Origin of the sequence: Kangiella taiwanensis (genome assembly GCF_020005165.1) — a bacterium.
In the GTDB taxonomy this organism is placed as follows: domain Bacteria; phylum Pseudomonadota; class Gammaproteobacteria; order Enterobacterales; family Kangiellaceae; genus Kangiella; species Kangiella taiwanensis.
In genome coordinates this window covers 427161-441454 of the sequence record NZ_JAHCLT010000002.1, presented here as the reverse complement: position 1 = coordinate 441454, position 14294 = coordinate 427161, and the positions used below count along the sequence as shown (strand labels likewise).

Here is a 14294-nt window from a genome sequence, read left to right as displayed (position 1 = left end):
AAAAAGGCGCTCAATGGCGCCTTTTTTGTGAGTGATAGAAAGGACTAACCTCAGTTAAGTAGCTTTGTGTTGACTTTATCGTCACCAATCGATAGCTCTTCTTCGAGCGCGCTATCATTCAGGCTGATTAAGCAATAGGTTTTGTGATCAAAAATAGTGGTACGAACCAGCTCGCCGACCTTTTTATCGTCCTGATTATAGACCTTGTCCAGTTCATTTAGCTCAATTTCTGAGTCTACCACTGAAAGGACGGAGTGCGTTTTGAGCTTTCCTCGATAGTGCATTCGAGCCACAATTTCTTGTCCGGTATAGCAACCTTTATCAAAGCTGACGCCGCCTACTTGGTGAAGGCCAATGCTGTGAGGTAAGTGCTTTTCGATAGACGCTTCGCCAAACATCGGGATATGAGCCTGAAGCTCAATGTAGTCCCAAGCATTTTTATCAGCCAATGTTGTTCCAGCAAGCATATTGACCAGTTCACTGGCACGCTCTTTTCGGCTAATCAGAATCGAAGCATTAAACAAGCTGTTTAAATGCAAGTCATAAATGCCACCGTGGTCAGTCACTGAGAGTACTTCGAGTTCTGCCGAGTGGTTGCCTGGAGCTTTTTGCGTATGGCCCCAAAGTTCGTAATCTTTACTCGCGTCTTTTAGTTCGGTTTGGAAGAATGCCGCGTATTTCGACAAAGTCTCTTGAACATGATGTAAATTACCTTTAGGCATAAGCAAGAGGTAGTTTTGCTGAAACTGCATCACATAAAACACGCTATGGAGGCGTCCTTTTACGCTACACAGGCCACCAATGCTGGCTTGGTTATCCTTGACGTGCTCCATGTCGCAGGTCAGTTGGCCTTGCAGTAATTTAAGACTGTCATCGCCAGAAACTTCTAATACACCAAAGCTGCCGAGCTCGCAGGCGATGTTCTGTAATTGGGGGATGTGCTGAATCGCATCTTGATTGGTAAAGTTCATAATACCCTTATTGTCCAACGTTGTGCTCACTGGCACGGGGTCTGAATGTCTTTGTGCAATAATTTTACTCCTAATCAATAACTTTTGCAGTGCTATTTCCAAATTGATTGCCTAAAGCGTTATAATTAACAAAAATTCCACCGAGCTTAAAGGGTCAAGCCGTGACCGAACAAGAATTGAAAAAACTACAATGGGCCAGCCGACGTGGCATGCTAGAACTTGATGTTGTGTTATTGCCTTATTTAGAACAGCATGGCCACGAATTCTCTTCAGAAGATGTTCGTCGTTACGAGCAGTTTTTAGAAGAAACCGACCCCGACCTCTACGCTTGGATTATGGGCTTTGAAACTCCAAAAGACCAGTTTTCGGAGTTAGTGGGGCAGATTAAGCAGTTCGTCGATCAGCAAATCAAGTAACATGAATTTTCGTATTGAGCTTAAAACGCCCAAAACCAGCCGGCAGGTGTTTGCCTTGGTATGGCTAGCTTTTGTGGCGCTTTTTGTGGTTGCTGGCTGGATTCAGGAGCAGTGGACCTTCGCGCTTATTGGTATGCCCGTGACTTTATTACTGGGGGCTTGGCAAATAAAGCAGCTGAATCACCTGTACGATGACGTGACCGAAGTGATTTTTTTTGAAGGTCAGTGGTTTATTGTCGAGAAAGATCTTAAAGTCGCTATAGAAATCAAAAAAGACAGCGTGAATTGGCCTTTGTGGGTTACGTTGAAATTCCGCGAGCTGGACCCGTCTCAGCCCAAAGCAGTGCGTCAGCTGATACTGTTTCGCGATGCAATGAAAGATTCAGACTTTAGACATTTGTCGAGAACTCTCAAGTTTTACAAAGCAAACTAGCTTGGCTTCAGTACGGAGTCTTTTATCTCGGTAGAGAGCTCTGGATAGTCGAGTGTGAAGTGCAGACCGCGGCTTTCTTTACGCTGCATGGCGCATTTAACAATCAATTCAGCCACAAGCACTAAGTTTCTTAATTCAACCAAGTCATTGCTTACTTTAAAGTTCGAGTAATACTCGTGGATTTCCTGCTGTAGCAACTCGATACGACGCATGGCGCGTTGTAATCGTTTATCCGTTCGGACAATGCCGACATAGTCCCACATCAACTGACGCAGCTCATGCCAGTTATGGCTGAGCACAATCTCTTCATCTGAGTCTGTAACCTGGCTCTCGTCCCAGGCAGGTATGTCTGCAGGTTCGGCAATCGTCTCCCAAGCGGATTCGATGCTTTGAGCGGCCGATTGTGCGTAAACAAGGCACTCGAGTAGTGAGTTACTCGCCATACGATTCGCACCATGCAAACCAGTAAAAGCAACTTCCCCTACAGCATAGAGCCCCTCAATATCGGTTCGACTGTCTGTATCGACTCGCACACCGCCACAAGTATAGTGTGCAGCTGGGACCACAGGAATGGCATCGATGGTGATATCAATTCCATAGCCTAAACACTGCTTATAAATCGTCGGGAAGTGACTTTTTATAAACTCGGGGTCTTTATGCGAAATATCGAGATAGACACAATCAAAACCGTACTTCTTAACCTCATGGTCAATGGTTCGGGCGACAATATCCCGAGGTGCTAATTCTGCACGCTCATCATATTCTGGCATGAAGCGCTCACCATTCGGGCGACGTAATAAAGCACCCTCACCACGTAGTGCTTCGGTAATTAGGAAACTGCGTGCTTCAGGATGATACAGGCAAGTAGGGTGGAACTGATTAAACTCTAAATTGGCGACACTGCAGCCGGCACGCCATGCCATGGCAATACCGTCGCCGCTGGCAACATCAGGATTTGAGGTGTAGAGGTAAACTTTGCTCGCGCCCCCAGTGGCTAGAACCACAAACCGCGCACGGACTGTCTCAACACGATCCTCTTTGAGATTGAGGACATAGGCGCCTTGGCAGCGACTATGGTCTAATCCCAGTTTATCGCCTGTGATGAGATCCACGGCAATATAGTTTTCTAGGATCTCGATATTCTGCTCTGCTTGTACGGCCGCTACCAACGTCGTCGATACGGCACGCCCGGTTGCATCATCAGAGTGAATAATGCGTCTTTGGCTATGACCACCTTCCCGAGTTAAGTGGTAATGTTCATCTTCTTTGCTGAAGGCGACGCCACGCTCAATCAACCACTCAATGGCTTCACGCGAGTGCTCGACGGTAAACCGCACGGCGTCTTCATGGCACAAGCCTGCACCCGCTATCAATGTGTCTTCCACGTGTGAGTCGACGGTATCGTTTTCGTCTAACACTGCTGCGATGCCACCCTGAGCATAGAACGTCGATCCTTCGGTCACTTCAGCTTTGCTGAGCACGGTAATCTTGCCTTTGTGCGCTAAACGTAATGCCACGGAAAGCCCAGCAGCGCCGCTGCCGATGACTAAAACGTCGGTGGAATGGGTAAGGTTTTGCGGATCGTGAGCCATTGAAATTTTTACCGTGATGGAACTTTTCTTATGTTAACTGGGTCTGTGTTCTTTACGAACCAGTGGAAACGAAACGGTTTTCCTAGCAAAATAAGCAATAAAGTAATGGCGACTTTACCACAGTCACTTGTTTTCAGTTAGTTTTTTCTATAAAACGGCTGATAACGACAAGTCATTACACGATGATATAAATACGATGTTTGCCCTGCAAATAAAACAACAACAGGTGCAATTGATGAGAAGCGGACAATTAAGAAGAGGGCTGTATGTCTGAGGCCGATATAGATTCGGAATTAGTAAAGCGTGTCCAAGATGGTGACAAAAAAGCCTTCGATATGTTGGTGACTAAGTACCAACAGCGCATCATGAATTTAATTTCTCGATTTGTTCGTGACCAAGATGAGGTCATGGACATTTCACAAGAAGCATTTATCAAGGCCTATCGCGCTTTGCCTAATTTTCGTGGTGATAGTGCCTTTTATACATGGCTCTATCGAATTGCCATTAACACGGCGAAAAACTTTTTAGTGTCACAAGGGCGTAGACCGCCGGGCAGTGATATTGATTCCTCGGATGCCGAGCAATATGAGGGCGGGGATGCTTTGCGTGATTCAGGTAGCCCTGAGCGGTTGATGTTTCGCGATGAAATTAAAACACTCATCTTTAAGACGATTGATGAGTTGCCGGAAGACCTGCGTACAGCGATTATGCTGCGTGAGATCGATGGCTTGAGCTATGAAGAAATCGCTGAGTCGATGGATTGCCCCGTCGGCACAGTGCGATCACGAATATTTAGGGCGCGGGATGCGATTGACCAGAAAATTGCGCCTTTGCTAGAGCAAGGCTGGCGTTCTTAGTGGTGTTGTGAGAATTAGCGAGGCTGAAAGAAAACTGAATACACAAACTTTTTTACAAAAACTGTGAACTTTTTACAGTCAGCCCAGTCAATTGGTATAAGTAATGAAAAGCAAGTTTGTGGCATTGGTGTTTGAAAAGTAACTAAATACTTAATAATTCAATGGTTTGCGATGCTTTGAATAGTTAGTTTCGGTTTCTAAACCTTATGAAATCGCTAAAAGTTCGAAAGCAGAGATAAAGTTAAAGGTAAGGTAATGAGTAACAGAAAGCATTTTGATAAAGAGATTGTATCTGCCTGGGTTGACGGCAGGGCTGATCTTCAAGATCAAGAGCCAAGCTTGGAGCAAGGCAGTGAATCTATGGCTGTATGGGCTCGTTACCATATGATCGGGCAGGTCATGCGCGAAGAAGCGCAGCACCTGGATTTAGACATCTCGTCTAGCGTCAGCCGTGCTATTGCTAATGAAGAGACTCATAGCGTGTCTCCAAGAGAGGCTGCACCACAAGACAATGTGATTCCTTTCCCAAGTCGAGTTTGGAAACAGGCGGGTGGTTTTGCTATCGCAGCCTCGGTCGCGATTGTTGCTTTATTCAGTGTGTCTAATACCCAACTCGGTGACGTTAATGCTGTGCCAGCAAACTTTGCAGCAACGACTACTTCTGCTGAAAACGCTTCTGAAGCAGGCGTTGATTTAAGTCATCAAGTGGCTGCTTCAACTGCGGATCGTCAAGAGTTACAGACTATGCATAACATGTTTTTAAAACATGAAGCTTTGACTCGCCAAATTACGGGAACGAGCAGTTTACCTACCGTCAGAGTGGTGAGTAACCAGAAAGTGATTCCGGTACAAGTGCCTATGCGTGCTAAAGATGATGCACAACAGGACAAATCTGAGCAAGAGTAGCTCTGGAGGCACAGTTCGATAAGTGTTCTTGCTGTGGGAACAAGCTACTAAAAGATTTGCCCTCTCAAAAGTAGGTGTTTCTAAAGCATTAAGCTAAAATAAACCCATCTCCGGATGGGTTTTTTTATGATTACCCAATAATTTTGAAGAAATACGAGAAGCGATGTTTACAGAAGTAGGACAGGTCATTGCAGAAGAAGGTGACATGGTTTGGGTGCAAACGCAATCCAAGACAGGCTGTTCCAGCTGTAAGGTCAGTTCTACCTGCGGTAGTGGTATTGTTAATAAGGCTTTTTCACATAAAGTCTTTGTGACACCTTTAAAAAATACCATTAATGCCCATATTAATGATGAGGTTGAAGTGGGTATTCCCGAAGATTTGGTGCTAAAGGCGTCTTTGGTAGTGTATTTACTTCCGTTAATCTGCCTGATCCTCGCCTTAACTATATCTTCTTATGCACTGCCCAACCTGACAGAGCTCGGCTCGATAATGAGTGCCACAATAGGGCTTATCGTGGGTTTTCTCGGGGTTGCTTGGTTTTCCCGCCGTAAGTCTGCACGACAGGAGTTGCAGCCAGTTTTGTTGAAAATTGTAAAGAGACCTATTGCCGTGACACAGGTCGTAACATCTGCTGACTAGATGTTGTGGAAGCTGCTGGAACCGATTCGGTGCTACGGTCTCTAATTGTTATGGATTTTCAAAGGGTTTTCATTTAATTCTTTGAATTAACAGTTAAAAACAATAGTTGCGGAGAAGGCAAAACATGTTAAAGCGTTTATTATCAGTAACTGTAGTGGCATGGCTTATCGTCTTATCAGGCTGCGCCCAAGCAGATTCATTCCCTGATTTCACTAAGCTGGTTGATAAAGTTCAGCCGAGCGTTGTGAGCGTTAAAATTGAAGTAAAGCGTTGGGGGCGAGTTGTTGGTCGAGGCGGAGGCTCCGGTTTTATCGTTGACGAGAGCGGTTATATTCTCACTAACCACCATGTTATCGATGGTGCTGAAACTCCTGTGGTCAAGCTTTACAATGGTCGTGAATTTGATGCAAAAGTAGTTGGTAGCGATGCTAACACAGACGTCGCGTTACTCAAGATTGATGCCGGTGATTTAGAGTTAGAAGCACTTGAAATTGGTACCACCAAAGATTTAAAAGTCGGTCAGTGGGTACTTGCTTTTGGTGCGCCCTTTAATTTAGAGCATACGGTCACCGCTGGTATCGTCAGCGCCAAAGGGCGTGGCGAAGTTGGTTCTCAGTATGTTCCTTTTATTCAGACTGATGTCGCGATTAACCGAGGCAACTCGGGTGGCCCTCTGATTAATTTGGATGGAGAGGTCGTGGGTATTAACTCTATGATCTTCAATCCGATGATCAGTAGCGGTCTGTCTTTCTCTATTCCAATTGATCTAGCCGATAATGTCCGCCAACAGCTGTTAAAAGACGGTAAAGTGAATCGTGGCTTCTTGGGTGTTACCTTTGGTCCGATCGATCAAGATAAAGCCGATGCTTTTGGACTTGATGATGTTGGTGGCGCACTGGTTACACGCGTATTAGAGGATATGGCAGCTGACAAAGCTGGTATCAAAGTAGGTGATGTGGTGATTGCGGTAGATGGTAAACGGGTTCGTAAAGCACAGGATTTACCATTCTATATTGGACAAATGCCAGCTGGCGAAGAAGTAGAGCTGACCATTGTACGCAATGGTGACAAAGAAACCATCGAGGTGACGTTAAGTGACGCAAACGGTCAGTTTACTGCAAGCTCTGATACTGGTAAGGAAGAACTGGGTATTGCGGTTACAGCGTTAACGCCGGACTTAAAAGAAGCAACAGGTATTGAGCGTGGTGTCATTATCCGAGACGTCGAACGTGATAGCCCTGCAGCGAGAGCGGGTTTGCGTCAGGGGGATATTATCCAGAAGCTTCACCGTACAGTGATTACAACGCCCGAAGACTTTCAACAAGCAGTGGCCTCATTGCCTGAAAAAGGAAAGGTGGCGGTTCTTATCGTCAGACAGGGTGTGGGAAGTGACTTCTTAGTCATAGAGCTTAAATAAAGCACGATAAACAAGGCCAGCTGAGGCATCTTAGCTGGCCTTTTTCATGGATTTAGCTAAAATAGGCCGCTTAATCTTAAATTATTTTCAAAACAATCACTTATCAGAAAACTCGATACCGTCTTTTGCAACAAATACTGGCAATAAATCCCTTTAAATCAAAGCGTTAGGGTTAGAGCAAGAAGGCCTCAGAGTTAGTAGAGAGAAGAAGGTTTTAGCGGAACATATATGGCATACACCGATTATATTCGTAACTTTTCCATCATTGCGCACATTGATCATGGCAAATCGACCTTGTCCGATCGTCTGATTCAGCAATGTGGAGGCCTAACTGAGCGTGAAATGGCGGAACAGGTTCTGGATTCCATGGATCTGGAGCGTGAGCGTGGCATCACGATTAAAGCTCAGAGTGTGACGTTGAATTACAAGGCAAAAGACGGTCATACGTATCAATTAAACTTTATTGATACACCAGGCCACGTGGACTTTTCGTATGAAGTGTCACGTTCTTTAGCCGCATGTGAAGGCGCTTTATTGGTGGTGGACGCGGCGCAAGGCGTTGAAGCTCAAACTTTAGCAAACTGCTATACGGCGATTGAGCAAGACCTAGAAGTAGTCCCTGTGCTTAATAAAATTGATCTGCCAGCAGCAGATCCTTTGCGCGTGATGCAAGAGATTGAAGATATTGTAGGCATCGAAGCAATGGAAGCCGTGAAGTGCAGTGCAAAAACCGGTGTTGGTGTTGAAGAGTTGTTGGAAGCGATCGTGCGTGATATTCCAGCTGCTTCGGGTGATCCTGATGCTCCATTACAGGCGCTGATTGTTGATTCTTGGTTTGATAATTACCTCGGTGTTGTATCTTTGGTTCGCGTCAAGCAAGGCACCATTAATAAAGGCGACAAGATGCAGATCATGTCCACCGGTAAATCTCATGTGGTCGATCACGTCGGTATTTTTACACCAAAACGGCATGACACGGATGTGTTAAAAGCTGGTGAAGTAGGTTTTATTATTGCGGGCATTAAGGACATTCAAGGTGCACCTGTCGGTGATACTATCACCTTGGCAAAGTCTCCAGCAGAAGCTCCGTTGCCAGGTTTCCAAAAAGTAACACCACAGGTCTATGCTGGTTTATTCCCTGTCAGTTCAGATGACTATGAGTCGTTCCGTGACGCGCTATCAAAACTAAGTCTCAACGATGCTTCATTGTTTTTTGAACCTGAAAACTCGACAGCTCTAGGCTTTGGTTTCCGCTGTGGTTTCTTGGGTATGTTGCACATGGAGATTATTCAAGAACGTCTAGAGCGTGAATATAATCTTGACCTGATCACAACGGCGCCAACGGTAATTTATGAGGTGGTCAATACGGACGGTGAAGTACTGTACGTTGATAACCCATCTAAGCTGCCTGCAGTTTCTAACATTGATGAAATTCGCGAGCCAATTTGTGAAGCCAACATTCTTGTTCCGCAAGAGCATTTAGGTAACGTGATTACTTTGTGTGTGGAAAAGCGTGGTGTGCAAACCAAGATGCAATATGCAGGCAACCAGGTATCTTTGACCTACGAAATGCCGATGAATGAGGTAGTGTTAGATTTCTTTGATCGTCTGAAGTCGGTGAGTCGAGGTTATGCTTCATTGGATTATAACTTTAAACGTTATCAGGCAGATGAGTTGGTGCGTTTAGACATACTGATTAACGGTGATCGTGTCGATGCTTTGGCATTAATTGTTCATAAAGAACAAGCACAATACCGTGGTCGTGAGTTGGTTGAGGCGATGAAAGAGATTATTCCACGCCAAATGTTTGAGGTCGCGATTCAGGCTGCGATTGGTAATCACGTGATTGCTCGTTCAACGGTTAAAGCATTAAGAAAGAACGTGTTGGCGAAATGTTACGGTGGTGACGTGTCGCGTAAACGAAAATTATTAGAAAAACAAAAAGCGGGTAAGAAACGTATGAAGCAAGTGGGTAAAGTCGAGATTCCACAAGAAGCGTTCCTTGCTGTGTTGAATGTTGGTAAGGATAAATAATGCCAAGTATTTATTTTGATTTTGGGTTTTACTTGCTGCTGGCAGCTGTCATAACTGGAGTCGTGACATTACTCGACAAATTCTGGTGGCAGAAGAAGCGTATTGAAGCCGGCGCTGTAAAGTATGACGAGAAGGGTAAGGAAAAGTATCCTGCTTTTATTGATATTTGTCGCTCCTTTTTCCCAATCATCTTTATCGTTTTATTGCTACGTTCTTTTTTATACGAACCGTATCGTATTCCATCAGGAAGTATGAACCCAGGTTTATATGATGGTGACTTTATTTTGGTCAATAAATTTGCTTACGGTATTCGTTTGCCTGCGTTGAATACTAAGATTATTGATGTTAGCGATCCTGAACGAGGTGATGTGATTGTTTTCCATCCGCCACATGAGCCGCAGCAGGCTTACATCAAACGTTTAATTGGTGTACCGGGTGATCGCATTGAGTGGGACCGTGGTACTTTAACCATAATTCCGCAGTGTACCGATGGCAGCGATGTTAGTAATCAAGGATGTGACCCGATTACTGTTCAATCGGAATTTGTCTCTGATAAAGTGAATGACTTGGTGCCTCAAGGTGAGTATTTTGACACCTATGAAGAAGTGTTGGGCGATAAAAACTATAAGTTGGTTTACTTGAATGATAATGCCAATAATGGTCGAGTTCACAGTTTAGATGACCGCTGGACCGCAGTTATTCCTGAAGATAAATACTTTGCGATGGGTGACAACCGTGATGGCAGTCAAGATTCACGCGCTTGGGGCTTTATCCATGAAGAGGGTATCATCGGCAAAGCAGCTTATAAGTGGATATTCGTAACTTTTACCGATGAACCAGTTTTATTTGGCAAACATCTACCAAAAGGTATATCCTTTAGTAGAGCTGGGGCTATAAATTAGCTTCTAACTGCTTGAATAAAAAGTAAGTTTTTCTGTTGAGGAGAATGGGGAATATGTTCGGTCGACAACAAGCAAAAAATAAAATCATGAATAGACAGTATCAAGATGGTATGACAGCCGCTGGCTGGATGATTATCATGGCGATTGTTTTGTTTTTCATGTACTTAGCGATTAAATTAGTTCCAGCCTACATGGAGTACTTTAGTATCAAAAGCTCTATTCAGTCAGTAGCTGAAGAGGCCGACTCCAACAGTAGTAAGTCTGACATTGAGCGTTTAGTTGCTGGCCGCTTTAGTGTTAATAATATTGATATCATTAAGGCTAAAGACGTTGAGATTAAAGAAATTACAGGCGGTAAGGCACTATATGTTGAATATGAAAATCGTATTTCGTTGTTCGGCAACGTTAGCGCTCTTGTCGAGTTTAAACACGAAGAACCATTGAATTAACGTGAGTCTGTTTCTGCCAAGATGAGTCATCGCCAACAACAAATTGATCGGTTTTGCAGTCGTCTTGGCTATCAATTTTCAAACCCTAAGCTCATTCATAAAGCGCTTACGCACCGTAGCGCCTCTAACCATCATAACGAACGTCTCGAGTTTTTAGGTGATGCTGTACTCGGTATGGTTATTGCTAAAGCACTGTTTGCTCAGTTTCCTCAAGTTGATGAGGGGCAATTGAGCCGTATGCGCTCCAGCTTGGTGAAAGGAAAAACATTAGCCGTTATCGCCAAAGAAATTGATTTGGGTGATTACATTCAGCTTGGTGAAGGCGAGCTTAAGAGCGGGGGGTTCCGTCGAGCCTCTATTCTCGCAGACGCCTTTGAGGCAGTGATTGGAGCGGTTTATTTGGACTCTGGTTTTGAGCAGGCTAACCGATTGATTCTTGACCTTTATGGTAAGCGACTCACTGCCCTTGACCCCTCTGAAGTGAAGAAAGACCCAAAAACTCGCCTTCAAGAATTACTACAGTCTCGCCGGTTTTCACTTCCAGAGTATGAGTTATTAAGCGTGACCGGTGAAGCTCACCAGCAAACGTTCGAAGTGGTTTGTATCATTTCTGAAAAATCGATAAAGACTTTTGGCACAGGAAGTAGCCGGCGTAATGCAGAGCAGTTGGCGGCTGAAAAAGCTTTTTCCGAATTACAAAAGACCCTTGCGTCATAAGTTGAGTCATCATGTCTGATAAACCTGAACACCAAGATAATTTCCGTTGTGGCTACGTTGCTGTATTAGGTCGTCCAAATGTCGGCAAATCCACTTTAATGAATCATATTCTTGGTCAGAAAGTTAGTATAACCTCAAGAAAGCCTCAGACGACTCGCCACCGAGTGCTGGGGATCTATACGGATGATGAAGCGCAGATTCTATTTGTTGACACGCCAGGAATCCATCGGCAAGAAGCTCGAAGTATTAATCGTTATATGAATCGTGCAGCAGCAAGTTCCATGACCGATGTTGATGTGTTGTTGCTAGTCGTCGATGGAACTCAATGGACTGACGATGACGAACTTGTTTTAGAAAAACTGTCACAAGCAAAAGGTAAGAAAATCCTGTTCGTTAATAAGGTGGATAAGATAGCTGACAAAGAGGCGCTGTTACCGCATATTGCTCACATTACCGAACAGTGCCATTTTGACGCTGTATTCCCTGGTTCAGCGCTTCGCGGACATAATCTTGAAGAACTGACCAAGACTCTAAAGCAGTGGCTACCCGAAGGTGGTTTGTTTTATCCAGAAGATTATATTACGGATCGCAGTGAACGCTTTATGGCGGCAGAGCTGATTCGCGAGAAACTGATGCGCTCGTTAGGCGAGGAAATTCCGTATTCGTCAACTGTAGAAATTGAGCAGTTTAAGTTTAAAGATAACGGGGTGCTTCATATCAATGGTCTTATCCTAGTAGAGCGGTCTGGTCAAAAAGCGATTATCATTGGTAAAAGCGGGCAACGTCTGAAGCAAATTGGGCGTGATGCGCGTATCGAAATGGAAGAGCTGTTTGACTGTAAGGTGTTTCTTGAGCTTTGGGTCAAAGTCAAAGATGGCTGGGCCGATGACGAGAGAGCATTAAAATCATTAGGCTATGATGAGCATCAATGAACAGTGTTGAGCTGACACCATCATTTGTCCTCCACTCTCGCCCCTTTAAAGAGTCTAGCCTCATCCTCGAATTGTATACCCTTGAGTATGGCCGGTGTAATGTTTTGGCACGAGGTGTTAGGGGGAATAAAAAAAGTCAAAAAAGAGCACTGTTGCAGCCCTTCCAGCCACTTGCCATTAGCTGGGTGGGGCGTAGTGATCTCAAAACACTTAAGCAGTTTGAAGCCAGCAGCCCAAGCTTTTCACTGGTCGGCATTCCAAGCCTGTCTGGTTTGTATATGAATGAATTAATGATGAAGTTATTAATTCAGTGGGATCCGCATCCCGATATTTTTGAAGCTTACCATCATTCCCTGTCTCGATTGAGTCAAAAAGCAAATCCTGCGGTGGTGTTACGTGAATTCGAGCTCTCACTTATGGATGAGTTAGGCTACGGTATTGATTGGTCACACGATATACATGGTGATTCAATAGAAAAAGAGCTCGATTATGGTTTTTTACCGCAGCAAGGTTTTGTTTTATTGGCGCACGCACCAAAGGACTCCCTCAAAGCCCAAGGCAAGCATATTAGAGCTATCGGTGAGCGTGATTGGCAAGAAACGGGCAGTTTAGCTTTAGCTAGGAAGGTCTGCCGGGCTGTCATCGACCCATTAGTTGGTTACAAAGAATTGAATAGCCGTAAACTTTTGCAGCAAACGCTTGCTATTCTTTAGAGTTATGGAAGCTTTTGTCTGTCATCTCTGTTGCTGTTAAAATCAGATTCAATTGCAGTGTGAGTGGTATTGGTTGGTTTGAACCAGTGATAACCAAACACTTTCACAACTCAGGCTTGCATACCCTTTCACTATAGATTTTTAATGGATAATGGCATGAAAAATCCAATTTTATTGGGCGTTAATATTGACCACATAGCGACAGTACGAAATGCACGCGGTACCGATTACCCAGATCCGGTACAAGCAGCGTTTGTTGCTGAGCAGCATGGTGCGGATGGGATCACAGTACATTTGCGTGAAGATCGACGTCATATTACCGATCGTGACGTCGAGATTTTAGCAAGCACTATTCAGACTCGAATGAATTTAGAGATGGCGGTTACTGATGAGATGCTTGCGATAGCTGAAAAGACCAAACCGACTTACGTGTGCCTTGTGCCAGAAAAGCGTGAGGAGCTTACGACCGAGGGTGGCCTTGATGTTGTAGGGCAAGAAAGCAAAATAAAAGAAGCTTGCCAGCGCATGGCTGATGCAGGAATTCAAGTATCGCTGTTTATTGATGCTGACGAAAAACAAATTGATGCGGCGGCTAGAGTTGGCGCCCCTCTTATTGAACTGCATACGGGGCACTATGCCGATGCAGAGAGTGAGCACCTGCAAGAGCTAGAGCTTGTGAAAATTCAACGTTCTGTAGCTCATGCTGTGAGCCAAGGGCTGCAAGTGAATGCCGGTCATGGCTTACAGTATCACAACGTACAACCAATCGCCGCCATTAAGGAGATTGTTGAGTTGAATATCGGACATGCCATTATTGGACGTGCTTTATTTAGCGGCTTAGACAGCGCTGTAGCAGAGATGAAAAAATTAATGGTGGAAGCGCGTCAATGGCCATATTTGGCGTAGGTACTGACATTGTTAAGTTTGATCGCCTAGAGCGCTCATTGGAGCGCCATGGTGATAAGTTCGCTGAGCGGATCTTGTGTGCTACGGAACTTGAGCTCTATAGCGCTAAGAACAATAAGGTCGCTTTTCTGGCGAAACGTTTTGCTGCGAAAGAAGCTATCAGTAAAGCTTTAGGCACAGGCATGCGAAAGGGCATCGATTTTAAGCATTTAGAAATAAGCAATGATGAGCTCGGTAAGCCCCAAGTAACGCTACACTCTCATGCAAAAGTATGGGCGAGGGAGCAGGGTGTTGCAGCTGTCCACTTGAGTATCAGTGATGAAAAAGATTCGGCGGTTGCTTTCGTTATAGCTGAAAAGGAAGCCTTATCCACGAAGTCCTAACATTAAAGGAGTAAAGCTCAAAGGTT

General features: G+C 44.7%; 16 protein-coding genes. 14 read left to right on the top strand and 2 right to left on the bottom strand.

Features of this window, described 5'->3' with window-relative positions; translation table 11 throughout:
* Positions 1-50: 50 nt before the first annotated feature.
* Positions 51-971, bottom strand: coding sequence for a CAF17-like 4Fe-4S cluster assembly/insertion protein YgfZ (ygfZ, locus tag KFK88_RS07645; protein WP_223578301.1), 921 nt, complete (start codon positions 969-971; stop codon positions 51-53).
* Between the two features lie 161 nt (positions 972-1132).
* Here ygfZ and KFK88_RS07640 point away from each other — a divergent pair, with 161 nt between their 5' ends.
* Both KFK88_RS07640 and KFK88_RS07635 read left to right on the top strand, forming a co-directional pair.
* Positions 1133-1387: an FAD assembly factor SdhE gene (locus KFK88_RS07640; protein WP_223578299.1), complete on the top strand. Its 255-nt coding sequence runs from the start codon at positions 1133-1135 to the stop codon at positions 1385-1387.
* Between the two features lies 1 nt (position 1388).
* Positions 1389-1820 (top strand): protein YgfX, encoded by a 432-nt coding sequence (locus KFK88_RS07635; RefSeq protein WP_223578296.1) that lies wholly within the window; start codon positions 1389-1391, stop codon positions 1818-1820.
* On the opposite strand, the gene nadB is transcribed toward KFK88_RS07635, so the two are convergent.
* Entirely contained in the window at positions 1817-3412 is a 1596-nt protein-coding gene (gene nadB, locus KFK88_RS07630; RefSeq protein ID WP_223578294.1) for an L-aspartate oxidase, read from the bottom strand. The two genes, KFK88_RS07635 and nadB, sit on opposite strands and share 4 nt — an antisense overlap.
* A 266-nt stretch (positions 3413-3678) precedes the next feature.
* Here nadB and rpoE point away from each other — a divergent pair, with 266 nt between their 5' ends.
* The 12 genes from rpoE to acpS all read left to right on the top strand — a co-directional run bounded on the left by rpoE (position 3679) and on the right by acpS (position 14268).
* Entirely contained in the window at positions 3679-4269 is a 591-nt protein-coding gene (rpoE, locus tag KFK88_RS07625) for an RNA polymerase sigma factor RpoE (RefSeq protein ID WP_223578292.1), read from the top strand.
* A gap of 255 nt (positions 4270-4524) precedes the next feature.
* Positions 4525-5175: a sigma-E factor negative regulatory protein gene (locus KFK88_RS07620; RefSeq protein ID WP_223578290.1), complete on the top strand. Its 651-nt coding sequence runs from the start codon at positions 4525-4527 to the stop codon at positions 5173-5175.
* 163 nt (positions 5176-5338) lie between these two features.
* Complete coding sequence (locus KFK88_RS07615) at positions 5339-5815, top strand: SoxR reducing system RseC family protein (protein ID WP_223578289.1); 477 nt, start codon at positions 5339-5341, stop codon at positions 5813-5815.
* A 124-nt stretch (positions 5816-5939) separates the two neighbouring features.
* Positions 5940-7232, top strand: coding sequence for a Do family serine endopeptidase (locus tag KFK88_RS07610; RefSeq protein WP_223578287.1), 1293 nt, complete (start codon positions 5940-5942; stop codon positions 7230-7232).
* Between the two features lie 228 nt (positions 7233-7460).
* Positions 7461-9266, top strand: a complete 1806-nt coding sequence (gene lepA / locus KFK88_RS07605; RefSeq protein WP_223578285.1) for a translation elongation factor 4 — start codon at positions 7461-7463, stop codon at positions 9264-9266.
* Positions 9266-10168, top strand: coding sequence for a signal peptidase I (gene lepB / locus KFK88_RS07600; protein WP_223578283.1), 903 nt, complete (start codon positions 9266-9268; stop codon positions 10166-10168). Before lepA ends, lepB begins: the two co-directional genes overlap by 1 nt.
* Before the next feature lie 53 nt (positions 10169-10221).
* Positions 10222-10617 (top strand): DUF4845 domain-containing protein, encoded by a 396-nt coding sequence (locus KFK88_RS07595; RefSeq protein ID WP_223578281.1) that lies wholly within the window; start codon positions 10222-10224, stop codon positions 10615-10617.
* Between the two features lie 21 nt (positions 10618-10638).
* Complete coding sequence (gene rnc / locus KFK88_RS07590; RefSeq protein WP_223578279.1) at positions 10639-11334, top strand: ribonuclease III; 696 nt, start codon at positions 10639-10641, stop codon at positions 11332-11334.
* An 11-nt stretch (positions 11335-11345) separates the two neighbouring features.
* Positions 11346-12266 carry a GTPase Era gene (gene era, locus KFK88_RS07585; protein ID WP_223578276.1) on the top strand — a complete coding sequence of 307 codons (921 nt, stop codon included), beginning with the start codon at positions 11346-11348 and terminating at the stop codon, positions 12264-12266.
* Entirely contained in the window at positions 12263-12979 is a 717-nt protein-coding gene (gene recO / locus KFK88_RS07580; RefSeq protein WP_223578274.1) for a DNA repair protein RecO, read from the top strand. Before era ends, recO begins: the two co-directional genes overlap by 4 nt.
* A gap of 156 nt (positions 12980-13135) precedes the next feature.
* Positions 13136-13885 carry a pyridoxine 5'-phosphate synthase gene (gene pdxJ / locus KFK88_RS07575; RefSeq protein WP_223578272.1) on the top strand — a complete coding sequence of 250 codons (750 nt, stop codon included), beginning with the start codon at positions 13136-13138 and terminating at the stop codon, positions 13883-13885.
* On the top strand, positions 13867-14268 hold the full coding sequence (acpS, locus tag KFK88_RS07570; RefSeq protein WP_223578270.1) for a holo-ACP synthase: 402 nt from the start codon (positions 13867-13869) through the stop codon (positions 14266-14268). Before pdxJ ends, acpS begins: the two co-directional genes overlap by 19 nt.
* The last annotated feature ends 26 nt before the right edge of the window (positions 14269-14294 follow it).